Origin of the sequence: Psychrobacter sp. AOP30-A2-5 (assembly GCF_052378115.1) — a bacterium.
In the GTDB taxonomy this organism is placed as follows: Bacteria; Pseudomonadota; Gammaproteobacteria; order Pseudomonadales; family Moraxellaceae; genus Psychrobacter.
The window spans coordinates 454,157-480,868 of record NZ_JBQSXK010000001.1; the positions used below are offsets into that span (position 1 = coordinate 454,157).

Genomic DNA, 26,712 nt, shown 5'->3' on the forward strand with positions numbered 1-26,712 from the left:
ATCAGTGCACCACAGAATTAGAGAATAAGTTCATCACCACGACACCGCCCACAATCATAGCGATACCAACCACAGCTGCTGTATCAAGACTTTGCTTAAAAAACATCAAGCCTACGAGCGATGTCAGCACAATCCCCAACCCGCCCCATAGTGCATAAGCAATACCAAGCGGTATGGTTTTGATGGTTTGAGTTAATAAGTAAAACGAGATGGCATAAAGCACACCCATAATCAGGGTCGGCACCAAACGCGTAAACTGCTCTGACTTGACTAAAAAGGTCGTGCCAACCACTTCGCAAATAATGGCGATGGCTAGATAACCGTAGGCAATAGTGGTGGGACTCATAATTAGGTTACCTGTCTCAGATTGATCACATATTAATAATGTATATACATTAAAGAAACCATACGGTCGGTATTCTATAGAAATATTCTAGCAATGTGAAGGGCTGTTTCTGATTTTTTTGTTTCGAGGGAGGTACAGATTGTTTTACTATTCAAAAAGATAGGCGACTTGTCTAATCAAATTAGCGCTAGATTTTATATCCAACTTACATAAATAAGGGTTTTGACCACTTTTAGCTCATTCTTTAACTCATTTAGCCATTTTTAGCCCATTTAGAGATTTATCGATTGAATTGAAGACACGCCCTAGTCAAAAAATAATATTTTAGCGGTCAAAATTTGCCAAAACAGCCCGCTTTATAAGGGATTGCTGGTTATTTTTGATAGATAACAACAATATTTATAATTAATGGCATAATAAGGTTGACAGCCTATAACAACTTGGCTAAAATGTGCCCCACATAACGCAAACAAGACAAGCAATAGCGCTTATCTAACATATCGTTATACCAACTTATTCTCCAATAGCTCAGTTGGTAGAGCAACGGACTGTTAATCCGTGTGTCCCTGGTTCGAGCCCAGGTTGGAGAGCCATATACTAAAAACCTTCATCATTATTTGATGAAGGTTTTTTTATGGTTGCCGTTTTCAATTAAGAAGATAGTCGCAATCTTAGGGCGTGTCCTCATTTTAAAAGTGGTGACAAGAATGAGATAAATTGCCGTCAAACAAGGACAGTAGCACAAATAATGTCGAGATATTAATAAGCTATTTGACGATGTTTGGCAAAATTTAGCCATTTTTAGCCCATTTAGAGGTTAATAGATTGAATTGAGGACACGCCCTAGTACGATTGGCATGGCTACGGTGTTCTTTTAGGCGTTTTTGTTGTATGGTAAGGATAGTTTTGATTGGGTTAGTTTTTGTCTGAGTGCTTTACTCCTACTCACTAAAAATAATGGTTTATTATGATACCTGTACGTGTGAAAAATAAGTTTTCTGATCATCCGCAAAAAATCATGCGCCCGATCAGTATTCGTTTGTCTGAAGAGATGATTTCGCTATTAGAAGCCACTTCAAAAGAGTTGGGGTTTAAACGCATCCAAGGGCTTATTCGTTTATATATTCGCCAAGGGCTTGACCGCGATCATCAAGACTACACCCTAGCCCATGACGAGGTGTTCATCGAAAGCCTGCGTAAACGCGGGGTCAGCCAGCGTATTATTGATGAGGCTATTGTCGTGACCCACAATAATAATATTACTCACTCACTATCTGAGCTGCAAGAAAATGACCAAGCTCATGACTAACTATTCAAACAGTCGTTAGCTGTTACTGCTGTTAATAAAAAAGACTGAGTTTGCTTAACGGCACTCAGTCTTTTTTTTGTGGGCGTAATAAAAATATCTATTGTGAATAAAAATACCGATCATGATTGCTTGTCAGAACTTATTATAAATAGTACGTCTCCTGCCCTTTTTTGCTGTCATATAACAAAAATATGCCTATTTTGCTTGCGATACAGCATTTAGCGATAATTAAACACAACCTTTCATCAAACGAGGTATATTAAGAAAACGCTCATTATTTTGTTGTCATTCTTTATTATCCATAAAGATTTTTAAGGAGGTGTACGATGGCGAGTTTACATCAACGCTTGAATAAAGCTTTGTTATTGACGATTGCCTTAGCGATACTACCAATCGTTTCTGGTTGCTCACAGCCAACCGCGGATCCAACCAAAAAAACCATACCGACCAACTCAGATCAGTGGCAGAAAAAACTCGGCACCACTTTTGAGCAGTTACCTGAATCTGAGCAGCAATTACTCAGCCGCTACATGTTGCGAATGAAACTCAGCGGTGCCTATGAGTCGGGGGCGATGCCGCGTACCACTATCAAGCAAGCCCTTGTGCAACAGCGTGAATACGAACGACTACATCCAAACAATCCAACAGGTAAAAAAAGCCCCATCGTCAGCAGTCAGCCAGCTTATAGTGCCAATGCGCAGAACTATCCTGTCGCTCTACTACCAGTCAAAACCAGCGATAGTGACAGCTTAAATCAAGTAAAACTACAGTTTATGCTCTCTAATCACGGCAAGGTCGCCATTCAAAGCTTTAAGGGCACACTGACCATGCAAGATGCTAACTTGGCGCAGGGCAAAAGCTTTAACGTACCACTAACACAGTTTGACCCGCCTATTAAACCAGAGCAGTCTGGTAAGATCATCATCGAGAGCAGTATTGAAGACATCAATGTTATGCGTGCTATTAAAAATACCAAAGACTTGACCATCATGATCAGTAAAGGCACATTGATATTGGAGAATGGGCAGGAAATTAAGTTTGATGAGTCGCTAATGAGATAAAAAAGTGCTGCAGAATATTTATAAAATAATAGGATAAATATCCAGCATAAAAAAAGCCCCAATCATCACTGATTAGGATTTTTTAAATACGATCAAAGAGTATTGTTTTTTTTACTGATATTAGCTCCCAAAGGACATACCTATATCTCCACTACCATTGGTAGCACGAAGCAGTAGATTGTTGTCATTATCATCCAATATTGAATTACCTGTTAGAGTTTCTCCAGCAGCAGCACAGTTGATTTGGCCAAAAGTTATAGTGCTTATATAGTATCTTCCTGAAGCAGCTGGTGTGAACTTTCCTATCATATTACAACCTTTGCTATCCACACCATTAAAATTACCATTAGTAGTAAATTTAATGGTTGCAGAAATTATATTCGTTCCACTAGTCACATATAAAGGACCTGCGAATGTTTTATTATCAATCTGGTTAAAGTTATGCTTTTTAAATGATGCTTGATTAAAATTTAAATTATACGCTATTGAGTTTGAAGGTAATTCTATTAATTTGCCGTCGATAACACCTAACTTATAATCTCCACTAACGTTAATATCACGGGAAGGACGACTATCAAAAGAATAATTTTTTGCTGGAACATTAAATTTACTATTACTAATTAATACTGAGTTATTACTTTTAATAAAACCTATAGGATTCTCGTCTCCATTTGAATCATCAATTTCTATATATGTAAGCCACAAGTTACTATCGTCATCTACGAGAGCGTCTAAAAGCTCACCTTCATTGTTACTACCTGCATAAAAGCCTGGTATTAACTTAACGCTCGGTGTCGGTGTCGGTGTCGGTGTCGGTGTCGGTGTCGGTGTCGGTGTCGGTGTCGGTGTCGGTGTCGGTGTCGGTGTCGGTGTCGGTGTCGGTGTCGGTGTCGGTGTCGGTGTCGGTGTCGGTGTCGGATTAGAGTTAAACTCAGAATCATCACCGCCGCAACCTAAAAGTAGAGTGCTAGCCAATAAGTATAATGCTATTTTATTCATTAGATTATCCTCAGGTTATTTAGCTACAAGGCGATATTAGGCATATTAAATACAACTTTATTATATTTACTTATTAGAATATATACTATATTTTTTAACTGATGCTTTTCACAATTTTGTAACCACAGAGTATGTCTATCAATATAATCCACTAATTAAAAAGATGATAATCCAACGATAATCAATACAGAAACTATATAAAAATTGCTTTTTGAACATAAAAAAAGCCCCAATCATCACTGATTAGGGCTTTTTTCGAATTTGGAGGAGACGGAGAGATTCGAACTCTCGAAGGGCTACAAACCCTTGTCGGTTTTCAAGACCGGTGCATTCAACCACTCTGCCACGTCTCCATTTGTGCATTATTATAACGATATAAAATAAAAATGCAACAAAAAAAGCCGCAATCATTAATAATGATTGCGGCTTTCGAATTTGGAGGAGACGGAGAGATTCGAACTCTCGAAGGGCTACAAACCCTTGTCGGTTTTCAAGACCGGTGCATTCAACCACTCTGCCACGTCTCCATTTGTGCGTTATTATAGCGATATAACGTAAGAATGCAAGCAATTAATTGCACGAATTTAAATTATTTTGATGCTATCGTTGATTCCGTTTAAAAGAGAGTCAAGGCAACTGCATGCAGAGGTATATGTAATACTTCAAGCAAGGTTAACACGGTCACTCTTTTATAGAGGATTGACGATAGGTTTTTCATAAGAAGCCAGATGTAGACACATATCTAGTAGTCTATTGGCATAACCCCATTCGTTGTCATACCATGCAAAAACCTTGTATTGACTACCCACTTGCATGAGTTGCTGACCATCAATGATCAAAGACTCAGTCTGATGGATAAAATCACTGGATACCAATGGCTCATCCGTATAAGCCATGATGTCACGCAAATGTGCCTGACTGGCAGATTTGAGTGCCTCGCGGACTGCCTCGACAGACACATCGGGCGTATCAAAAACAAAGGTCACATCAATAGCTGCGACATCAATGGTAGGCACTCGTATCGAATGCCCATTTATCTTGCCTACCATAGCAGGTAGCACACGCTCTGTCGCCGCGATACTGCTAGAGGTGGTTGGGATAATATTATAACCAGACGCGCGCGCGCGTCTTGGGTCACGGTGCGCTTGATCAAGCACTGTCTGATCAGCGGTGACCGCATGAATCTCCGTCATCATCGCTGACTTTACCCCAAATGCGGTATCAAGCGTCGCAATCAAGGGAACCAAGGCCTGCGTGGTACAAGAAACGCTCGATATAATCGGCAGCTCACGTGTTAGCTCATCAGTATTAACGCCCATAACGATACAAGCATCGACATCATCGAATGGTGCCGCACCGATAATCACCTGCTGCGCCCCAGCCACTATGTGCAGTTGTGCTTGCTCATAAGAGCGAAAATGTCCGGTACACTCTAGTACCACATCGACACCCAGCGCCTGCCAAGGCAACTGCGCAGGGTTACGTTCTGAGAATAAATTGATACAATAGGTATAATTGTTTTTTGTCAGACAAAGCTGTGTGGCGCTGTCATTGTTACCGTCATCGCTCGCTTCATCGTTGCTACTCGCCACAATATCAGCACTGACCCCAAGGCGACTTAGGCGACCATGCGTGCTGTCAAACTTTAATAAGTGCAACAGAATGTCAGCAGGGGCTAAATCATTGATTGCCACGACATGGATCGCACGGCCTAATACCTCAAAGCGCTCTAGCAATGCCCGCAAAACGTTGCGCCCTATACGTCCAAAACCATTGATAACAACCCTCAGTGGCTGTGTGTCATCACTAGATGCATAAAACGCCGCTGCTGCTACTGGGTCAGACGTTAATTGATAAGTGGCGCTCGAAAAATCAGGCATAAAAAGATATCGCTATAAAGGGATAAAAAATTGAGCACTACAAAGTCAGCGCTACAATGAAACAAAACCAACAAGTTGTTAATCGGCTCTAAGAATTGTTATATAAAAGCTAAATGGCTTTGGTGAATGCTTGAACCCTGAATTGTCATACTCAGTATCAAGACGCCATTCGGCATTAAGGCGTTATAAAAATCAGTGCTAAGCGAATGGTGTTGTAGTCGATACTTTGTTTAAGATAATCAAATATCGGGCGCAGTTTGATACTACCATCATCATTAAAGTCGTTTGGATTATTGGCAACCTTGATGGCGACATAAGCATTACCAACAGCAGTCATCACCTCATCCTCTGGACGCAAGTGATCGCAGGCAAGACTTTGATCTTGTGATTTTAGATCAGCAATATGACGCATAATCGTTGATTGTGAAAGCTGACGGGCTTGCGAGATTTCTGCAATCGACAAGCTTTCCTCTAATAATAATCGCGTCGCAAGCAAGGTACTGTCCGACTTATCTGAAACTTGATTGCCCAGTTTCTGTTTTTTGTCTATTTGCGCCTGTTGTTGCTCGCGGCGCTTTTTTTGCAAAGTGGAGTAAGCGTCAATCACTGACTTACTCAGCGTACCGCCCGATTTTAAAATAAATTTCTCATGTGCCTGCGTCATGCTCTCTTCATCAAGCATCGAATAATTGGCATCAGCCTCATCGGACAGCACCAAAAACCGTTTGTCCGCGCCGCGTGCTAGCGGATCAAGCTGTAAACTCATGTCGTTCATACCCAGCAACTGCAGACCTGCCAGCGATTTTAATCGTGACAATGCCACATAACCTTGCCCCAGCTCAAAAGTACGCGATAAATCAATCTCAGCAGCATCGAGGGTCATGCCTTGTGACTTATGAATGGTAATCGCCCATGCTAAACAAAGCGGTACTTGCTCATAGCTTGCCAGCACATCTCCTGTCTCATCTTCGATGATCCATTCTTCAGGTTCAGCAACAACTTCACGCCCTGAATTGAGCCGAACCACGGGCATTTTTTGCGTCGTTGGCTTTTTGGCTTTGGATTTCTCTTTTATGGCTTTTTTACTTTTGCCTTTTACATTCTTATCAGTCTCACTTTCAGCACTGTCGTCATCGTCTTCGATTAAATCATCACTGCTGTCTTTGCTATCATCATCGATTTTAACAGCGGCAAAACCAATCAATTCACCCATCGTACCGTTGGACACACCAAGTTCGGTATTGTTTTTGATAAACATCACCTTAGCACCGACTTTTAGTACCAAATCGTCTTGGGTACGTACCGTTTTTTTAAGGGTCTCAACCAATTTACTGTCGCCCGTAGACGTGGCGGTAAAGCGCATCATCTCGCCCTCTAACGCGGCAAGCTCTTTATCATTGATGCTATTAACGTTGAGATTGTGCGTATAAAGACGAGTACGTTTGATATCGACATTTTGATCAAAGGTTGCCTCCAGCGCGGCAATCGATTCAAAAGTGACTTCCTGACGACGAATTTGGTTGAGAATATCGTCCAAATCAAGCCCGCCATTGGCCGCTTCACTAACCTGCCTGTGTTGCTCAGACAGATAGCAAATATGGAACTTGGCATCAAGCCACGCTTCAGACATAAAGGCAAATTTTTCACGGTTGGTTTCACCCTTACTACCAATCGGCGGCAGCTGGAAAAAATCGCCAGCTACGACCACTTGGATACCACCAAAGGCTTTGTCATTTTTGCGGATATGCTTGAGTACTTGGCTGACCAAATTGAGCTGCTTAGCATGCAACATCGATATCTCATCAATGACCAATACCGCGGTGTCTTTTAGTCGGTCTGCCAAAAACTGCTTGCGTGATAACGTAGTCAAGTCGCGGTCGCTTATCTCATCTTTGATACCGATGCCGGACCAGCTATGAATCGTTGTGCCATTCATGTGTGTGGCAGCAATACCGGTACTCGCAGTGACGGCGACAGGCACACGGCGCGCACGCAGATAGTCGATATATTGATTGAGCGTATAAGTCTTACCTGAACCTGCTGAGCCAGTCAAAAAGACATTTTGACCCGTTTTTAAGATATCAAGAGCAGAAGATTGACGCATATATCTAAACCAATTAAGTTAATAGTAATAAGAAAAACAGCTTAAGAGCAAACAATAAGAGAAAAAGCTGCCAACAATTATAGCAGCTACATCCGTTTCGCGGACGACTTTAACCCTGATAAGCCACATAACTTAAAGTTATACGATACGAAATATATCATTATAAAAAGTCATTATCGCTCATCGCTAAAGCTCAGTACGATAGGGTCATAGCTTGGTCAGGATGGCCAAATATTTATGCTTAAGTCGTTTGTTCTTAACTAGCCATAATACACAACAAGGAGTCGTTAATGTTATACGCCTATCCCAATACTGAAAATAGTCCTGTTCAATTCCGCAAAAAATATGACAACTTCATCAATGGTGAGTGGGTCGCACCAATCGATGGTGAATACTTTGACAACTCAAGTCCAATCGATGGTAAAACTTTCTGTCAGATTGCGCGCTCTAAAGCTGCCGATGTTGAAGCGGCGCTAGATGCGGCTCATGCCGCAAAAGACGCATGGGGCAAAACCAGTGTCACTGATCGCTCTAATATGTTGCTCAAACTTGCTGATGGTATCGAAGCCAATTTAGAGGCAATCGCTATCGCTGAAAGCTATGAAAACGGTAAACCAGTTCGCGAAACTCTCGCCGCTGATATCCCAATCGCCATCGACCATTTGCGTTATTTTGCGGGCGTTATCCGCGCACAAGAAGGCGGCATTAGTCAAATTGATGAAGATACCGTTGCCTATCATTTCCATGAGCCTCTAGGCGTCGTTGGTCAAATTATTCCTTGGAACTTCCCTATTTTAATGGCGATTTGGAAAATTGCCCCCGCCCTTGCTGCGGGTAACTGTATCGTCCTCAAGCCTGCCGAGCAAACTCCAGCTTCTGTTTTATACATGCTTGACGTCATAGGCGCGGCGGATATTTTACCTAAAGGCGTACTAAACGTCATTAACGGCTTTGGTGTAGAAGCTGGTAAACCAATCGCTTCCAACCCGCGTATCGATAAAGTGTCCTTTACTGGTGAGACCACCACTGGTCGCTTAATTATGCAATACGCCAGTGAAAATATCATTCCAGTCACGCTAGAGCTGGGCGGTAAAAGCCCAAATATCTTCTTTGCTGATATCATGGATGAAGACGATGACTTCTTAGATAAAGCGGTTGAAGGTTTGGTCATGTTTGCGCTAAACCAAGGTGAAGTTTGTACTTGCCCATCACGCGCCCTCGTCCACGAAAGCATCTATGATGAATTCATGAAACGCTGTATCGCTCGCGTGAAAGCCATCAAAATGGGCAACCCGCTCGATACTGACACCATGATTGGCGCGCAAGCCAGCTCAGATCAGTTAGAAAAAATCCTATCTTATCTTGATATTGGTAAAAAAGAAGGGGCAAAAGTCCTTGTTGGCGGTGAACTTGCCAAGCATGATGGCGATATGGCAAACGGTTATTATGTGCAGCCGACTATCTTTGAAGGCACGAATGATATGCGTGTGTTCCAAGAAGAAATCTTTGGCCCTGTACTTGCTGTCACCACTTTTAAAGACGATGAAGAAGCGATGGCGCTAGCCAATGACACTTTATATGGTCTTGGTGCTGGTGTCTGGACGCGTAATGGTACTCGTGCTTATCGTTTCGGTCGTGGCATCAAAGCTGGTCGAGTATGGACGAATTGCTATCACCTCTACCCTGCACACTCAGCATTTGGTGGCTACAAGCAATCAGGCATCGGCCGCGAAAACCATTTAATGATGCTAGACCATTATCAGCAGACCAAAAATATGCTGGTCTCTTATAGTCCTAAAGCAATGGGCTTCTTTTAATTCTGTTTTTCAAAGCACTTTATGGCAAAACCGTAAAGTGCGACCTCGATGCTCGCCGAGCATCTTAATGTAAAGAACGATGACAAGGAGTTACAACGTGAGTAATAAAATGAAAGCGGCCGTACTGCATGAATTCGGACAACCCTTAGAAATTGAAGAAGTAGATATTCCAACCGCAGGTGCTGGTCAAATCGTCGTAAAAATGCAGGCATCAGGTGTCTGTCATACCGATTTGCATGCCATTGAGGGCGATTGGCCAGTCAAACCTAGCCCACCGTTTATCCCAGGGCACGAAGGCGTTGGTCTTATCACTGCCGTTGGTGACAATGTGCATCATGTCAAAGAAGGCGACCGAGTCGGTATCCCTTGGCTCTACTCTGCTTGTGGCCACTGTACTCATTGCTTAGGTGGTTGGGAAACTTTATGCGAAAGCCAACAAAACTCTGGTTATTCTGTAAACGGCAGCTTTGCAGAATACGTGCTAGCAGATGCCAACTATGTCGGTATCATTCCTGAAAGCGTTGACTCTATTGAAATTGCACCAGTGTTATGTGCAGGCGTCACGGTTTACAAAGGTCTTAAAATGACCGACACCAAGCCAGGCGATTGGGTTGTCATTTCAGGTATCGGTGGACTTGGACATATGGCAGTTCAGTATGCCATTGCAATGGGATTGAACGTTGCTGCTGTGGATATTGATGATGAAAAACTGGCATTCGCTAAAAAACTGGGTGCCAAAGTCACTGTCAATGCGAAAAATACTGACCCTGCTAAATATCTACAAAAAGAAATCGGCGGTGCTCACGGTGCGCTCGTGACAGCAGTATCTTCAAAAGCCTTTGATCAAGCATTAGGCATGTTACGACGCGGTGGTACTTTGGTCTGTAATGGTCTACCAACGGGCGAATTCCCAGTATCCATTTTTGATACTGTTTTAAATGGTATTACCATTCGTGGCTCAATCGTTGGTACGCGTCTCGACTTGCAAGAGTCACTAGACATGGCAGCAGCAGGCAAAGTAAAAGCCACCGTTGCCGCTGAGCCACTAGAAAATATCAATGATATCTTTGATCGTATGCGTGATGGCAAAATCGAAGGTCGCATTGTCATTGACTATAGTCTGTAGCAACCATTATCTAGCCACATGCTTTATGATATTTTGAGACTCGTAATACCGTCTCAATGACTGGCTAGAGTAACCATCAGTAAAGGGTCGTATCACTTTCAACCACATATGATAAATGATGTGAGTGAATATGATGCGACCCTTTATTTTCTATTCAGTATGATTATGAAAGACATTCGTTCGGGTCTAACGATAAGGAAATCATTATGAACGTCACAGCGACAGAGTCCTGTAAAGCATTAATCGACTTACTAAAATCTAAGCACGGCGAGCTGATGTTTCATCAATCAGGCGGCTGCTGCGATGGCAGTTCACCCATGTGTTATCCATTGGACGAATTTAAAGTAGGCGGACAAGACGTACTCATCGGCGAGCTGGTTGGCTGTCCATTTTATATGGGTAAAGCTCAGCATAAGCTCTGGCAACATACCGACCTAACGATAGATGTGGTCGATGGGCGCGGAGCCAGTTTTTCGCTTGAAATACCAGAAGGTAAGCGCTTTATCGTACGTTCAGAGATATGTGCTATATAAGTTTAAATAGCATATACCAGCGTTTTAACGACCTAGTATTGTTTTGCCATGCAATATGTTGATCGACAAACACCCCTTAGTCATTTTTATTTTATTATTCCAGCAAAATAATAGATACTGTAATGCGTACCCTATTTCAATAAACGCGTTTTAACGAGCACGTTTTACTCAGCATGGATGCTAGAAGGAATATAAAATGGAGTTTGATAAAAAATTTGATTACGTCATCGTTGGTGGTGGTTCAGCTGGCTGCGTACTTGCTAGCCGATTAACAGAAAACTCAGACATTAGTGTCTGCTTATTAGAATATGGCGGTGAAGGTAAAGACCTTGCTGTCCGTGTCCCTGCCGGACTGATTTTGATGGTACCAGGCAAGCCGCTGAAACTGAATAATTGGTGCTTTCAAACTACGCCGCAAGCGCACCTGAACAACCGTCGTGGCTTCCAACCACGTGGTCAATGCTTGGGTGGCTCATCGGCTATTAATGCCATGATTTATACGCGTGGTAGTGCGCTCGATTATGAACGTTGGGTAGAACAAGGCTGTACTGGCTGGGGATTTGATGATGTACTGCCCTATTTTATCAAAGCGGAAAATAATATTCATGGTAGCGGCGAGCTGCATGGTGATAGCGGACCACTGCATGTCAGCGACTTACTAAGTCCGCGTGATATCTCCAAAGCATTCGTAGAAGCCGCCATCACCAATGGTTTAGAGCATAATCAAGATTTTAATGGCGAAAAGCAAGACGGTACAGGGCTATATCAAGTCACCCATTTTCATGGCGAAAAACAAGGTCAACGCTGCTCTGCGGCAGCGGCTTATCTACATCCAGTACAAAACCGATCAAATCTGACCGTCATCACCCACGCCCAAGCCAACCGCGTCATTTTTGAAGACAAACAAGCCGTTGGTGTCGCTTATGAAAAAGATGGCGTCGAGCATGCGGTTATGGCGCGTCATGAAGTGATATTATCTGGGGGCACTTTTGGCTCACCCAAAGTCCTGATGTTGTCAGGTATTGGACCTGCTGAGCATCTACAATCGCATGGCATCGACGTCGTGGTAGATGCGCCCGATGTTGGTGGTAATCTACAAGATCATTTGGATGTCGTTTTTGATTACGAGGTCAATACCACTGACGTCATCGGTATTGGTATGGCGACGATTTCGACATTGACCAAAAGTATTCGGCAGTGGAGAAAGGATGGTACAGGCCTTTTGTCTACCAACTATGCTGAAGCGGGCGCGTTCTTTAGTGTCGGTGATGATCCAAAAGAGTGGCCAAATACCCAACTGCACTTTGTCATATCCCGCGTGATTGAGCACGGTCGTGATCTCAGACGTGGCTTTGCGGTCTCTTGTCACAGTTGCTACCTACGCCCTGAAAGCCGCGGTACGGTCAGACTGGACTCCGCCGACCCCTCAGACGCGGTATTGATTGATCCAAACTACCTCTCGCACCCAAAAGATGTGGAATATATGATTGCAGGCGCGGAGCGTACGCGCGCCATCATGCAAGAATCACCCATTGCCAAATATATTACTGAAGACTACCCTGCCCCCTATATCGAAAAAGACGGTATGCTCGGCTATATTCGCAACAAGTCAGATACCATTTATCATCCTGTCGGCACTTGCCGTATGGGCTCAGACAGCAATTCAGTGGTCGATTTGCAATTAAAAGTACGCGGTGTAAATGGATTAAGGGTCATTGATGCCTCAATCATGCCGACTCTAATCAGCGGTAATACCAATGCGCCAACGATTATGATTGCTGAAAAACTAGCAGATATTATCAAAGCAAGTCACGGTCATATCGAACGAATCACGCCATAAAACATGGGAAGATATGCGTCTTATAATTAGTATTTTTATTTAAGAAGCTTATCTACTAAAACTTTATATTCAATAAAATGAAAATAAGCAGATTGTATAAAAATTCAACCCATATTTTTTCGTGGTTATTTTTATCAGCATTTCTAAAATAAGGAGAAACTCTAACAAATTCGGCAATAAAGATAGTAAAACAGAACGTTTTCTATCAAATTACCTTACGGATGTCTTGCATTACCACTGTTGAACAGAGTATATTTAAACCACTTATTTATATCGGTATTTTTTGCAAATCTGAATAATGGTTAATACAACCTGAAATATTTTTTATTTTGCATATCAAAAACACGATATAAACAATTGCTTTAAAGGGAATTAAAAGCACGCTCATTATATTTATAGGTCAAAAACGATCTTATAAATATATTGGCGACTATTTATCATTACATAGGATGTAATAATGCAAAAATCACTCTTCAAATTGACGATGTTGGCGACAGTTATTCTAGGCATCAGTGCCTGTAGCGGCGACAACAAAACCACCGATGAATCTGCTGCCAGCTCAGATGCTAAAGCAGCCAAAACCTTACTTTATTGCTCAGAAGGTAGTCCGGCTGGATTCGATCCAGCACAGTACACTGCAGGTACAGATTTTGATGCGAGCGCCTTTCCCATCTACAACGGCTTAGTGGAGTTCAAAAGAGATGGTACTGAGATTCAGCCAGCCTTAGCCGAAAGCTGGGATATTAGTGAAGACGGCAAGACTTATACCTTTAACCTACGTAAAGGGGTTAAATATGGTAAGACCGATTACTTTACCCCAACCCGTGATTTCAACGCAGATGACATTGTCTTTACGCTAGAGCGTATCACCAATCCAGAGTTTGAATTTAATAAAGCCTATCCTGCTGAGTTCCCCTATTCGGTCGGTATGGGGCTACCTGATATTATCTCCAATATCGAAAAGGTTGATGACTCTACCGTCAAAATCACGCTCAGCGAAACCAATGCGCCATTTTTACAGAACCTAGCGATGCCCTTCGCTTATATCGATTCTGCTGAGTATGCAGAAAAGTTAATGGCTTCTGGTAATGCTGCTGATATCAACACCAAGCCCGTTGGTACAGGACCTTTCGTCTTTACTTCTTATCAAAAAGACGCGCAAATTCGTTATACCAAAAATCCAGACTACTGGAACAAAGATGATATTCATATTGATAATCTAGTCTTTGTCATCACCAAAGATTCAGCAGTTCGTGCCCAAAAAGTGCAAGCAGGCGAATGTCATGTGTCCGCTTATCCAAAACCTGCCGAAATTGACTCTGTTAAAAAATCTGGTAAGGCCACCGTTCTCGATCAACCCGGCTTTAACGTCGGTTATGTCGGATATAACGTTGAAAAACCGAAGCTTAGCGACCTTAAGGTTCGCCAAGCATTAGACATGGCAATTAATAAAGACGCTATTATCAATGCGGTTTATCAAAGCGAAGGATTAAAAGCCACCAATCCAATGCCGCCCACACAATGGGGTTACGACAAATCTATCAAAGATGCGCCTTATGATGTGGAAAAAGCCAAGTCCCTTATCAAAGAAGCAGGCGCGGACAAACTTGCCATTAATCTATGGTATATGCCCGTTCAACGCCCATACAATCCTAATGCCAAACTCATGGCTGAAATGCTACAAGCAGATTGGGCAAAAATTGGTGTCGATACCAAGCTTGTGACTTATGAATGGGGCGAGTATCTAAACCGCGCTGCTAAAGGTGAGCCTGATGTCATTCTAGCGGGCTGGACTGGTGACAATGGGGATCCTGATAACTGGCTTGGTACGCTATTATCTTGTGATGCGGTCGGTGGCAATAACTACTCACGTTGGTGTAATAAAGACTTTGACACTTTGGTGACTAACGCCCGTCAGATTACCAATCAAGATGAGCGCGTCAACGACTATGTACAAGCTCAGAAGATATTCAAAGAGCAATTGCCTTGGACGACAATGGCGCATTCGGTGGTCACGGTATTCACCGCACCAAACGTCGTCGATTATAAAATTAGTCCGCTTGGCTCAATACGCTTCGATGGTGTAAAGGTTGAATAACCTGATCTGATGACGTCCGGTAAGACATGCATGATTGTTTAATTTATATTCGGCTGGGTCAGACACTCTGCTCCAGCCGTATTTATATGAGTTAAGCGCCTTATTAAGCATTTTTTAAGCATTTTGTCACCGACTCTCTCATCTCTGCCAACATTCTACTCATCGATCTCAAACGATTGAACCACAACTATTGAATTGAGCAGCCCATGCTACTTTACATTTTGCGTCGCATTGCCATTCTAATTCCTGTCTATCTTGGCTTAACGCTATCGACATTCACCTTAATTCGGCTCGTCCCTGGAGATGCTGTCGAGATTATGATGGGTGAGCGTATGGTAGATCCAGAGCTACATGCTCGCGCGTTAGAAAGACTTGGCTTAGACAAACCCCTCATTGTCCAATATTGGGATTACTTAACCGGAATATTGACCGGTGATTTTGGTCAATCCTTTCGTACTCGTACTCCGGTATTACAAGATTTCTTTGCGCATTTTGTACCAACCTTAGAGCTGGCTTTGTGTGCCATTGTCATTGCCAGTGTTGTCGGTGTGAGCTTAGGTATCTTTGCCGCGCTACGACGTGGTACATGGATTGACTACACTCTAATGTCAGGGGCGCTGGCTGGCTACTCTATGCCCATCTATTTATTGGGACCTATCCTCACGGGTATATTCGCCCATTATCTCGGCCTGTTGCCCGTTGCTGGTGTCATATCTGTCGCGCAGTTTTTAGACGTCAAACCTTTATATGGATCATGGTTATTGGGCTCGTTAACATCAGGAGAACCTGGCGCGTTTTGGGACGTGGTCAAACACTTTATCCTACCGTCTATTGCCTTATCGACCATACCACTCGCAATGATTGCACGCATGACACGCTCGGCGATGCTAGAGGTGTTAGATGAGGACTACGTGCGTACAGCGCGCGCCAAAGGCCTATCGCCGCGCCGCGTGATATTGGTACACGTCATGCGCAATGCCTTGATTACTGTGGTGACTGTGATTGGTTTACAGATGGCGACCTTGCTCGCGGGGGCTATTATCACTGAGACTATCTTTAGTTGGCCAGGTGTTGGTAATTGGCTGCTTGATGGGTTTTTCACTCGTGATTATCCTATCGTGCAAAACGGTATTTTATTGGTCGCCACTGCCCTGATTTTGGTTAGTTTATTTATTGATATTTTGTATGGTCTGATCAATCCGCGTATTCGACATACTTCTTAATTTAACATTGATAAATACTCATATTATAAATAGTGGTTATTGGTGTTTGTATGGTCTTGAGTAAGTTTTAGCACATTTTAAATGATTGCTAGAAATGGAACTCTACATACTTTCAACGCGCTAGCCACTATAGGAACTGCTCATGAAGCCTTCTGTTCTTCCCTCTGATGTCAATCTTATGGCCGCCACACCGCCGTCATCTTGGCAGCTATTTTTATCGACGTTTTGCCGAAATAAAGGCGCGGTGCTTGGTTTTATTGTACTGGCATTGATGGTCATTATTGCCATCCTTGCGCCTGCCATTGCGCCCCATGACCCTTACGAGTTATTTACTGGTCAAGAGCAGTTGCCGCCTGCCTTTCTGGATGGCGGCAATACCATGTTTTGGCTGGGCACGGATGATGCTGGACGAGACACCTTGTCTCGGGTGATGTATGGCGCGCGTTATTCTCTATTTATCGGTCTGAGCGCGACGACTCTTGCCATGTTAGTCGGTGTTTCATTGGGACTTAGTGCTGCATTTTGGCCCAAGGTTTGGGGCAAAGCCGTCATGCTGGTCAATGACATCTTGATGTCTTACCCGAGCTTACTATTGGCCATCATCATTGCCGCTATCTTAGGGCCTTCTATGACCAATACGATTATTACGATCGCCTTGGTCTGTACACCACCTTTTATTCGTTTGACTCGTGCTACCGCGATGGTAGAGCTACAGCGTGAGTATTTTATCGCTTCACAAGTGATGGGCGCTGGTGTGCTTAGATTGTTATTTATCACCATTTTGCCCAACTGTATGGCACCGCTCATCGTGCAGGCGACGATGATTTTCTCTTCTGCTATTTTAGAAGCAGGTGCGATTGGTTTCTTAGGCTTTGGTGTTCAGCCACCCGATGCTGAATGGGGTGCAATGCTTGGTACGGCGCGTCAATATATTCAAAGTAATGTTTGGCTAGCGATTTGGCCCGGTGTCGCTATTTTCTTAGCCGCATTGTCGATTAACTTGACTGGTGATGGCCTACGCGATGCGCTAGATCCCAAATTAAAGCAGGTGACCTAAGATGACTGAACCATTAATTAAAACGCCTATCACTCACACTTCTATGAATGACGCATCAAAAAAAGAATCACCATTGCTGTTAGATATTGAAAATCTTTCAGTGACTTTCGGGCAAGGTGTGCGCGCTTTTCGTGCAGTCGATGATGTGTCGTTAAAGATTACACAAGGTGAGGTCATCGCTGTCGTGGGTGAATCTGGCTCGGGTAAGTCGGTCACTATGATGGCACTGATGGGGCTACTACCACCCTCTGCAACTGTCCGTTCCAAGCGCGTTATGTTCGATGATAAAGACATGCTCAGTATGTCAGCAAAAGAAAAACGCGGTATCATTGGCAAAGACATCTCTATGATCTTTCAAAATGCCATGTCTTGCTTAAATCCAAGCTTCACGGTTGAGATGCAACTGGGCGAAGTCTTACGTAAGCATCTTGGTTTGCGTGGTTCAGCCGTACAGGCGCGTATCTTAGAGCTGTTAGAGCTGGTCGAGATGCCCGATGCCAAAAACCGACTCAAGGTTTATCCGCATCAGTTATCAGGCGGTATGAGTCAGCGGGTCATGATTGCGATGGCAATTGCTTGTGAGCCCAAACTACTCATCGCTGATGAACCTACCACCGCGCTCGATGTCACGGTACAAGCACAAATCATGGATTTGCTCAACCGATTACAACGCGAAAAACAGATGGCAATGATACTGATTACCCACGACTTGGGTTTGGTCGCGCAAAACTCGCGTGATGTCGCGGTCATGTATGCTGGACAAGTGGTCGAAACCAGTACCGTGCCGGAGATTTTTCAAAAACCTGCACACCCTTATACGGAAGCATTGCTGCAAGCTATCCCAGAGCTGGCTATCGGTCAAGACCGTCTGAACAGCTTACCCGGAGTCGTGCCCAGCCAATACGATCGTCCGAGTGGTTGCTTGTTGTCTCCTCGCTGCCCGTACAAAGAGCCTGCCTGTGAAGTGCCACCGCCCATTTTAGATACGCCCAATGGCAAAGTGCGCTGTATTCACTCAGAATTACCCAGCTTGCCTTCTCACCTATCTACCTCTCACGCTGCTACCTTGGAGTCACAAGTATGAGTAATAAAGTGGTCCTAAAAGCAGACAACCTACACAAGCACTACCCTGTATCTCAAGGGTTGGGTAAAGCAAAAGCTTACGTTAAAGCATTGAATGGTGTGTCGTTTGAGCTTGAGGCTGGCAAGACACTGGCCGTCGTTGGTGAGTCAGGCTGTGGTAAGTCCACGCTTGCCCGCCAGCTAACGCTCATCGAATCTCCTACTGATGGTCAGCTGTTTATCAATGATGAAGGGACGACCGACTACAGCAGAAAAGCACTAAAAGACTTGCGTACCGAAATTCAAATGGTCTTTCAAAACCCTTATGGTAGCTTAAACCCGCGCCATACTGTCGGTTATCAATTGACTGAACCATTAGATATTCATACTAAACTGTCAAAGGAAGAAAAGCGCGACAAGATTAATGAGATGATGAGAAATGTTGGTCTGCGTCCAGAGCATGCTGGCCGTTATCCACACATGTTTTCAGGGGGTCAGCGCCAGCGTATTGCCCTCGCCCGCGCTATGATGCTGAATCCAAAGATTGTCGTCGCTGATGAGCCGACTTCCGCGCTCGATGTATCGATTCAAGCACAAGTATTGAATCTATTTATGGATTTACAGGACGAATATCATACTGCTTACGTCTTTATCTCGCACAACTTATCTGTCGTGCGCCATGTGGCAGATGATGTGATGGTGATGTACTTAGGTCAAGCGGTCGAACACGGACCCAAAGAGGCGATTTATAACGCACCAAAACATCCGTATACCATCGCTTTATTAGCGGCTGCACCAACTGTGAACGGCCATAAGAACGACTTAACGCTACAAGGTGAGCTACCAAGCCCGCTGAATCCACCGAGTGGCTGCGCCTTGCATAAACGCTGCCCATATGCCAAACCACAATGCAGCGAAGTAGAGCCACAACTGCGCGAATGGGATGGTCGATTGGTGGCTTGTTTACGTTTAGAAGAAATATATGGTTAAGAGGATTAAAGGCTAAGCAATATTTACTACGGATCGGCACTTAGGAAACTGCGCGCACCCATAAAAGGATTGTCCTTGGCGTGCGCCTTTTTTTGCAGTGCGTTTGACCATCTCGCCGTTGCATTTCGGGCAAGTTGGCGCTTGGACGAGATTAACAGTAGGGTTTGTCGCCTCAAATATTGTAGGTGCTTCCACCTGTGGCTCAGGCTCTACAATTTCAAACGGTGTAAGGAACACTTTATTGTCCATATCATATGGTGTATTTGTCTGCTGAATATTCAGACTGTCAGTTATTAATTCGCTAGATTCAATCTCAGTCTGACCAGACCATTGCAGCACTTCTCTACTTTTCAGCGCGGCTCGTTTAGTGGTTTCTTTTACTATCGGCTCTGGTTTAGGCTGATTAGCCACTTTAGCAATTGGTTTATCAGTAGCGTTACCGCTAGACTGCTGATTAAACGGGCTATGCTTGTCTTTTAGATAGGCTTTATGCTCTCTGTTAGTGCGCCAAGACTTGCTAAATCTTTTGCTATTAATCTGCTCAACGATGGACTTAACCTCGTCTTCAGTCAGTATCTCATCTTGTTTCTTCTTCACATAAGAGACCATACCACCTGTCAATACGTGTTCAGGCAACTCATCACGGGTTTTCAGCTCACACTCACCGATGAAAGCAATCATTGAATGAAAGTAGCACAGCTCCAACCCTAATAGATCCGCGAGCGTCTTAATGTGCAGATAATTTTGGCGCAATGGGTTCTGGAATTTGAATTTACTGCCATTTGGGAAAGCTTGTGTCCACTGTCTTTGGTTTTCGCTACCGTATATCCAGCCTTTGTAGTTTTTGGTTTCGATGACAAAGATGCCGTATACGGAGACGATAATATGGTCGATTTGGGTACTACCACCATTAGCTCTTGGCAAGGTAATACCATTTAATCGGTGGTAGACGTCTTTTTCTAGTTTTAACCACATGGCGACGTTGATAACGGTCTCGCCTAGGAAACCTTTGAAGCTGGATTTTAGGGACATCTCTTTCCTTAAACTAGAAAAATACTTAATACTATCGAGCATACTTATGATACATTCTATTATAAACAATAGTCTATAAAAAAGAGATAAACCAATCATGTTTGATTTAACAAAGCCCAATGAAGAAGAAATTATTTTCAACTCAAAACTGGATACAATCTATCAACATGAATTTGAAGGGGGAAAGTTCTTTTCAATAATTTCTGAGGAAATTATTGAAAATGGATCAACTTACTTGATCAAACTCGCTTCAAGAACTCAGATAAAAATCATATTTAGCAAAAATAGTAGTGAAGCTCGAACACTGGAAATAGCAAAATTTGTTGGAGGAAAAGAAAAAGAGACTTTGCGTTTAAATAAAATTTGTACTAATCAACTTAAAGCCTTTTTATCTTTTCTAATTGATATCGATGTTAGTAGCTTTAATGAAAAGCAAACAACTCTTTCTTCAAATAACGATAATGCAGAAATATTCAAAAATTTTATGAAAATAATGGAAAATGGAGAAGGTGAAGATATTTTGAAGCAAATATTAGCATCTGATAACATCACATCTCATGACATTGTTAGCACTGGATATAGAAAATCCCAATTAGAAATATTTAGAATGCTATTAGATGAAGACTATATGTCTGAATATAAAAGAGAGGTTTTAGACAAACCAAACACAAAAGATGAAACAGCTTGGCAGGAATTTTTCACTTTAAACCAATGGATATTTGGTTACGGACTAGACTACCGATTCCAAGGTATATTGCAGAAAGAATTTCATGCTTCTGATACAGATGCCGCGGGTAAAGACGGGGTAATATCAGATTTTTTACTTGGTGATAAGAGATTTACATCCTTCGTAGAAATCAAACTTCCTACTACTACTTTGTTCAAGAACTCTCAAAATCGAGCTGGTTGCTGGAAATTATCTCCTGAGTTACTTGACTCTTACTCACAAATTCTTGAGCAAAAAGCTTGTGGTGAAATAAAGGTAGAACAAAAAGAACTGTTTGACGAGGATGGAAAAACAATTACACAAAGTGCGTGCGACTCTAAAACTTTCTTAATTATTGGTTCGTTAACAAATTTAGAAGAGAGTAAAAGCTCTGACAAAGAAAAAAAGATAAAACTGAAAACTTTTGAATTATTTCGTAGAGACTCTCGAAACGTTGAAATCATTACCTATGATGAGTTATATGAAAGAGCCAAATTTATCGTTGAACACAAATCGTAATTTTTCCTACTGTATAGAATTGAAAAAGCCCTAAGCTAATCTAATTAGCTTAGGGCTTTAAAGTTATTCAAATAGTTTGCTAAACCAAACTATTTACCGCTTCAACCACAGCGTCGGTAGTGATACCAAACTCTTTGTATAACTGGTCTGCAGGAGCAGATTCGCCATAGGTAGTCATGCCAATGACTTTACCATCTAGACCAACGAATTTATACCAGTAATCTACATGAGCCGCTTCTACAGCGACGCGAGCACGGATATTGGCAGGCAATACGGCTTCACGATAGCTAGCATCTTGCTCAACGAAAATCTCAGCACATGGCATAGAGACCACACGGACGCCAACACCATTTGCGTTCAATGTTTCGTACGCTTCCATCGCAAGGCCAACTTCTGAACCAGTTGCAATGATGATGGCTTTTAGCTCGCCTTGTTCTTTTGCCAGTACATAACCACCTTTGGTAATGTTCGCTACTTGCTCACTGTCACGTGCTTGATGTGGCAAGCTTTGACGGCTAAAGATCAATGCTGATGGATTGTTTTCTGATTTGATTGCTTCTACCCAAGCGCTTGCAGACTCAGTCGCATCACACGGACGCCATGTACGTAGATTTGGCGTGGTACGTAGGCTAGTCAATTGCTCAACTGGCTGATGCGTTGGGCCATCTTCACCCAGACCGATAGAGTCATGCGTATAGACATGGATGACGCGCTGCTTCATCAATGCGCCCATGCGTACCGCGTTACGTGCGTATTCCATAAACATCAGGAAGGTTGCTACGTAAGGGATAAAGCCGCCATGCAATGCGATACCATTGGCAATCGCGGTCATACCGAACTCACGTACGCCATAATAGATATAGTTGCCGTCAGCGTCTTTTTCGATGCCCTTAGCGCCTTTGAATAGCGTCAGGTTTGAGCCAGCTAAATCCGCTGAACCGCCTAGCAATTCTGGTAATAATGGCTGTAAGGTATTGATAGCGTTTTGACTGGCTTTACGGCTGGCAACATCGCCGCCCGCTTCTTGAGTTTGCTGAATATAGGCTTGTGCTTGATTATCAAAGTCAGCAGGCAAGTCACCATTTAAACGGCGTAACAATTCAGACGCCAATTCAGGATAGACTTTTTTATAAGCGTCAAAGTCTGCATCCCAATTTTTCTGCTGTACATCACCTTTAGCTTTAGCATCCCATGCTTCATAGATTTCATCATCTAATTCAAATGGAGCATGCTTCCAAGACAACGCATCACGAGTTAAAGCGATTTCGTCATCACCTAGCGGTGCGCCATGACTGGCCGCTAGACCTTGCTTGTTCGGGCTACCCGCGCCGATCGTCGTTTTACAAATCAGAAGACTTGGTTTAGTAGTCTCTTTTAGCGCTTGTTCAGTTGCTTGAGTGATTGCATCAGTATCGTGACCGTCAACTTTGATCACTTGCCAGCCGTAAGACTCAAAACGCGCTTCGGTATCATCAGTGAACCAACCTTCGACATTACCATCGATAGAAATGCCGTTGTCGTCGTAGAAGAAGACAAGCTTGCCAAGACCTAACGTGCCAGCCAGTGAGCACACTTCATGACTGATACCTTCCATCAAGCAACCATCGCCTAAGAATGCATAGGTATTGTGGTCAACGATGTTGTGGCCATCACGATTGAACTGTGCGGCTAAGGTTTTTTCAGCGATAGCAAAACCAACGGCATTAGCAATACCTTGTCCTAGTGGACCAGTGGTCGTTTCGACACCAGGTGTATAGCCAAGCTCAGGGTGACCTGGGGTTTTCGAATGCAATTGACGGAACCCTTTCAGATCATCAACGCTGACATCATAACCAGATAAATGCAGCAATGAGTAAATAAGCATTGAGCCATGACCGTTCGATAAGACAAAGCGATCACGGTTGTGCCACTGTGGATCGGTTGGGTTGTGCTTCAAAAACTTGCGCCACAAAACTTCGGCAATATCGGCCATACCCATTGGCGCGCCTGGATGTCCAGAGTTGGCTTTTTGAACCGCATCAAACGACAGTACACGGATGGCATTGGCTAATTTACGTTCGCTAATTGGAGCTGGCATAGAGTGTCCTAGTATTGGGCTAAGAGGAGAGTTTACTCAAAGGAGTATAAGCATAAGGACGCCAAATGCGTCCCTAAGTTATAGACTATAAAATCAAAGTGTAATATTAACATATTTGCTATGAGGCTAGCCAAGAAATGGTATGACAGAATCGTTTGTGTTTAATAATTATTCATATCAGTTTTATCAAACTACCCTATATTAAAAAGCTGTGAGTCATCTTAGTAACTCACAGCTAGTACAAGCAATATAGATATTAAACTGAAATAGTCTCAGCACCGCCCATAAACGGACGCAATACTTCTGGAATCGTGATACTACCGTCAGCGTTTTGATGATTTTCCATCACTGCCAATAGTGTACGACCCACTGCCAAGCCTGAACCATTTAGCGTGTGTGCCAAGCTGGTTTGTTTGCCATCTTTGACACGTGTTCCCATACGGCGCGCTTGGAAATCACCGCAGTTAGAGCAGCTTGAGATTTCACGATAGGTATCTTGGCTCGGTAACCATACTTCGATGTCATAGGTCTTTTGTGCTGCAAAGCCCATATCACCCGTACATAACTGAACGGTGCGGTATGGTAGGTTCAACTGCTGCAAGATATATTCTGCTTGTCCAGTCATTGCTTCTAATAAGTCATCAGATTGCTCAGCCGTGGCAATATTGACCATCTCAACTTTTTCAAACTGATGCTGACGGATCAAACCACGAGTATCACGACCATGAGAGCCCGCCTCACTACGGAAACAAGGCGTGTGCGCGGTAAATTTAAGTGGCAGCTCGCTAATGTCTAAACGCTCGCCACGTACCAAGTTGGTCATTGGCACTTCGGCAGTAGGAATGAGATAAAAATCCATGTCTTCGTTGTTTGTATGATTTTTCAGCTTAAATAAATCATCTTCAAACTTAGGCAGCTGTCCTGTACCTTTGAGGCTGTCTGAATTCACAATATAAGGCACATAGGTCTCAAGATAGCCGTACTTCATAGTATGGGTATTGAGCATAAATTGAATCAGGGCGCGATGCATTTGCGCCAACTGTCCTTTTAGCACATTAAAGCGGCTGCCAGTCAGCTTAGTCGCGGCTTCAAAGTCGAGCATACCAAGTGTCTCGCCAATATAAGTGTGATCTTGAATCTCGAAGTCAAAAGTACGTGGCGTGCCCCACTTGCGCACTTCTACGTTATCCTCTTCTGACGTACCCACTGGCACATCGGCTGCTGGAATATTTGGAATTTGCATAGCAGCTTTGTTGATACGCTCTTGTAGAGTGCGCAGCTCGTCTTCGGCTGTTTTAATCTCACCGCTGACATTCTGCATCTCAGCCAATAGCGCACTGGCATCTTCGCCTGATTTTTTCAAAGCACCCACTTGCTTAGCACCAGCGTTACGGCTCGACTGCAACTCTTCGGTTTTGATCTGCAAAGATTTACGTTCTGACTCAACCGTTTGCCAAAAATCTATGTCAAGTGCATAACCACGAGTGGCCAGTTGCTGTTGTAAATCGCTTAAATCGCCGCGTAAGAGTTTTGGATCAATCATAATAGTTGCCTGTAACGCTAGAAGTGAGGAAGAGGTTCGAAAGTGTTATTTTTAAAGATACTGTTTTTAAAGGTGCTGATTTTATCAAAATAAGTGATAGCCGCTATAATACCAAGACACAGCAGATTTGACCATGTTTTGACCTCTGCTGATTGAATTTTCATTTATTACTTTCATTATCTGTAGCCAGTTATATTTGCTTTAAATGCATCTCTCAAAGTTCAGCTTACCTCAATAAGCCTCGCCCATCTTTGTTAAAACCATTAATATCACCTCTATCAACGAACAGAGCGGCTTATATGTTTCATTTAGGGGTACTTTTCGGTAAGATAAGCGCATACCTTTTATTCGACTTCTAGCCTAGTACGACGTAGCTGCTACGTTTTGTCGATTTAAACCCAACACTTTCAATACAAGTATTTGAGAAACCTTTATGGCCTTGTACCCCTATACGCTACAACCTGTCGCCTTAAACCTAACTGAGGCAGAATTTCACCAAGCACAATACGAGCTATTTGCCAGTGCCAGCCCTTCTTTCGGTCTAAAAAGTATCAAAACGAAAGAATGGATCATTATGGCGGTAACCGTGGTACTAGCGATCGCAGGGTTGGTTTTTGTGACAGGCTACTCAACCATTATCTTTTGGCTGATGCTAGTTTCAGTCGTCATTTATTTACTGGTTCGTACCCTTGGCTTTAAATGGTATGTCAAAAGAGAGTTTGACAAGCAAGTGGCCGATCAAGAAATGCCGGATGAGATGCGTCAGATGAAATTGGGCGTACAAAAGCATGGCCTCGTCATGGCGATGCCAGTGAATCAGCCTGACACATTTAATAACAACCAAATGCGCGGCATGCAAATGCGAGCAGGCACGACCCAGCAAGCCGTCATTCCATGGTCAGCTGTCAAAAGCTGGGATGAGACGGACGACTATATCTTTATGATGTTTGAGATGAAAGGTCAACAAGGCAGCCAAATTGTGCCAAAGCGCTTAGAAGCACAGAAGTTCCCAATCGATACGGTACGTCAGCATTTGCAAGAAGTTATCCCCGTTAAAGGTTTAAACCCTGAAAACTTACAGCCGCCAGCATAAAATAGTAGAAAACTTCTTTATCGCTTATTATATGAGCGATAAAGAAGTGATCAATAAAGAAATGATCAATAAAGAAATGATCAATAAAAAATACTTTTTACAAAACCAATCGTAATTATAAATTTATTGAAATTAAATTATCGATGGTGCTCTGCTATTATAATAGTTATCAAAAGAAAGAAAGGTGATAATTGCTCTAAATTACATGAATGTATAGTTATGATTTTAGCTTAAGCTGACGCCATTCTATATGGCAGTTTTATCATACTATTTTCTAAGATTGTTACTTTTTAAGGC

20 protein-coding genes and 3 tRNA genes are annotated in these 26,712 nt (G+C 43.1%); 14 read left to right on the forward strand and 9 right to left on the reverse strand.

Features of this window, described 5'->3' with window-relative positions; all coding sequences use genetic code 11:
* Window position 1: 1 nt before the first annotated feature.
* Entirely contained in the window at window positions 2-346 is a 345-nt protein-coding gene (locus ACT3S4_RS01910; protein WP_055125113.1) for a DMT family transporter, read from the reverse strand.
* Between the two features lie 517 nt (window positions 347-863).
* On the opposite strand from ACT3S4_RS01910, the gene ACT3S4_RS01915 reads away from it, so the two are divergent.
* The 3 genes from ACT3S4_RS01915 (at window position 864) to ACT3S4_RS01925 (ending at window position 2,716) form a co-directional block, all read left to right on the forward strand.
* Window positions 864-939: transfer RNA gene (locus ACT3S4_RS01915), tRNA-Asn, on the forward strand.
* Window positions 940-1,313: 374 nt separating this feature from the next.
* Window positions 1,314-1,655 (forward strand): hypothetical protein, encoded by a 342-nt coding sequence (locus ACT3S4_RS01920; RefSeq protein WP_055125114.1) that lies wholly within the window; start codon window positions 1,314-1,316, stop codon window positions 1,653-1,655.
* Window positions 1,656-1,981: 326 nt separating this feature from the next.
* Window positions 1,982-2,716, forward strand: a complete 735-nt coding sequence (locus ACT3S4_RS01925; RefSeq protein ID WP_444760308.1) for a hypothetical protein — start codon at window positions 1,982-1,984, stop codon at window positions 2,714-2,716.
* Between the two features lie 120 nt (window positions 2,717-2,836).
* On the opposite strand, the gene ACT3S4_RS01930 is transcribed toward ACT3S4_RS01925, so the two are convergent.
* From ACT3S4_RS01930 to ACT3S4_RS01950, 5 genes are all read right to left on the reverse strand, one after another.
* Window positions 2,837-3,715: a hypothetical protein gene (locus ACT3S4_RS01930; RefSeq protein ID WP_444760309.1), complete on the reverse strand. Its 879-nt coding sequence runs from the start codon at window positions 3,713-3,715 to the stop codon at window positions 2,837-2,839.
* A 262-nt stretch (window positions 3,716-3,977) separates the two neighbouring features.
* Window positions 3,978-4,068: transfer RNA gene (locus tag ACT3S4_RS01935), tRNA-Ser, on the reverse strand.
* Window positions 4,069-4,151: 83 nt separating this feature from the next.
* Window positions 4,152-4,242, reverse strand: a tRNA-Ser gene (locus ACT3S4_RS01940).
* Between the two features lie 162 nt (window positions 4,243-4,404).
* On the reverse strand, window positions 4,405-5,595 hold the full coding sequence (locus ACT3S4_RS01945; RefSeq protein WP_250162960.1) for a type I glyceraldehyde-3-phosphate dehydrogenase: 1,191 nt from the start codon (window positions 5,593-5,595) through the stop codon (window positions 4,405-4,407).
* 175 nt (window positions 5,596-5,770) lie between these two features.
* The gene (locus ACT3S4_RS01950) at window positions 5,771-7,699 is read right to left on the reverse strand and encodes an AAA family ATPase (protein ID WP_444760310.1); all 1,929 of its coding nucleotides are present in this window, start codon (window positions 7,697-7,699) and stop codon (window positions 5,771-5,773) included.
* Between the two features lie 290 nt (window positions 7,700-7,989).
* On the opposite strand from ACT3S4_RS01950, the gene exaC reads away from it, so the two are divergent.
* From exaC to ACT3S4_RS01995, 9 genes are all read left to right on the forward strand, one after another.
* Window positions 7,990-9,516: an acetaldehyde dehydrogenase ExaC gene (gene exaC, locus ACT3S4_RS01955; protein ID WP_201539987.1), complete on the forward strand. Its 1,527-nt coding sequence runs from the start codon at window positions 7,990-7,992 to the stop codon at window positions 9,514-9,516.
* Window positions 9,517-9,613: 97 nt separating this feature from the next.
* Complete coding sequence (gene adhP, locus ACT3S4_RS01960) at window positions 9,614-10,642, forward strand: alcohol dehydrogenase AdhP (RefSeq protein WP_444760311.1); 1,029 nt, start codon at window positions 9,614-9,616, stop codon at window positions 10,640-10,642.
* A gap of 206 nt (window positions 10,643-10,848) precedes the next feature.
* Entirely contained in the window at window positions 10,849-11,175 is a 327-nt protein-coding gene (locus ACT3S4_RS01965; protein WP_201560332.1) for a DUF779 domain-containing protein, read from the forward strand.
* Between the two features lie 196 nt (window positions 11,176-11,371).
* Window positions 11,372-13,015, forward strand: coding sequence for a GMC family oxidoreductase (locus ACT3S4_RS01970; RefSeq protein WP_444760312.1), 1,644 nt, complete (start codon window positions 11,372-11,374; stop codon window positions 13,013-13,015).
* A 457-nt stretch (window positions 13,016-13,472) separates the two neighbouring features.
* On the forward strand, window positions 13,473-15,113 hold the full coding sequence (locus tag ACT3S4_RS01975; protein WP_444760313.1) for an ABC transporter substrate-binding protein: 1,641 nt from the start codon (window positions 13,473-13,475) through the stop codon (window positions 15,111-15,113).
* Between the two features lie 206 nt (window positions 15,114-15,319).
* A complete protein-coding gene (locus ACT3S4_RS01980; RefSeq protein ID WP_045453107.1) occupies window positions 15,320-16,336 on the forward strand; it encodes an ABC transporter permease in 1,017 nt (338 codons plus the stop codon).
* A 142-nt stretch (window positions 16,337-16,478) separates the two neighbouring features.
* The gene (locus tag ACT3S4_RS01985; protein WP_087814459.1) at window positions 16,479-17,393 is read left to right on the forward strand and encodes an ABC transporter permease; all 915 of its coding nucleotides are present in this window, start codon (window positions 16,479-16,481) and stop codon (window positions 17,391-17,393) included.
* Between the two features lies 1 nt (window position 17,394).
* The gene (locus ACT3S4_RS01990; protein WP_444760314.1) at window positions 17,395-18,477 is read left to right on the forward strand and encodes an ABC transporter ATP-binding protein; all 1,083 of its coding nucleotides are present in this window, start codon (window positions 17,395-17,397) and stop codon (window positions 18,475-18,477) included.
* The gene (locus ACT3S4_RS01995) at window positions 18,474-19,445 is read left to right on the forward strand and encodes a peptide ABC transporter ATP-binding protein (protein ID WP_444760315.1); all 972 of its coding nucleotides are present in this window, start codon (window positions 18,474-18,476) and stop codon (window positions 19,443-19,445) included. Before ACT3S4_RS01990 ends, ACT3S4_RS01995 begins: the two co-directional genes overlap by 4 nt.
* A 12-nt stretch (window positions 19,446-19,457) precedes the next feature.
* Here ACT3S4_RS01995 and ACT3S4_RS02000 read toward each other — a convergent pair whose 3' ends face one another.
* Window positions 19,458-20,477 carry an NERD domain-containing protein gene (locus tag ACT3S4_RS02000; protein WP_444760316.1) on the reverse strand — a complete coding sequence of 340 codons (1,020 nt, stop codon included), beginning with the start codon at window positions 20,475-20,477 and terminating at the stop codon, window positions 19,458-19,460.
* Between the two features lie 97 nt (window positions 20,478-20,574).
* Here ACT3S4_RS02000 and ACT3S4_RS02005 point away from each other — a divergent pair, with 97 nt between their 5' ends.
* Window positions 20,575-21,702 (forward strand): Shedu immune nuclease family protein, encoded by a 1,128-nt coding sequence (locus tag ACT3S4_RS02005; RefSeq protein WP_444760317.1) that lies wholly within the window; start codon window positions 20,575-20,577, stop codon window positions 21,700-21,702.
* A 79-nt stretch (window positions 21,703-21,781) separates the two neighbouring features.
* Here ACT3S4_RS02005 and tkt read toward each other — a convergent pair whose 3' ends face one another.
* Together tkt and serS are read right to left on the reverse strand one after the other, a co-directional pair.
* Window positions 21,782-23,779 (reverse strand): transketolase, encoded by a 1,998-nt coding sequence (tkt, locus tag ACT3S4_RS02010; protein WP_444760318.1) that lies wholly within the window; start codon window positions 23,777-23,779, stop codon window positions 21,782-21,784.
* Between the two features lie 256 nt (window positions 23,780-24,035).
* Window positions 24,036-25,322 carry a serine--tRNA ligase gene (serS, locus tag ACT3S4_RS02015; RefSeq protein ID WP_444760319.1) on the reverse strand — a complete coding sequence of 429 codons (1,287 nt, stop codon included), beginning with the start codon at window positions 25,320-25,322 and terminating at the stop codon, window positions 24,036-24,038.
* A gap of 433 nt (window positions 25,323-25,755) precedes the next feature.
* Between serS and ACT3S4_RS02020 the strand changes: the two genes are divergently transcribed.
* Window positions 25,756-26,415, forward strand: a complete 660-nt coding sequence (locus ACT3S4_RS02020) for a YcxB family protein (RefSeq protein ID WP_045453124.1) — start codon at window positions 25,756-25,758, stop codon at window positions 26,413-26,415.
* The last annotated feature ends 297 nt before the right edge of the window (window positions 26,416-26,712 follow it).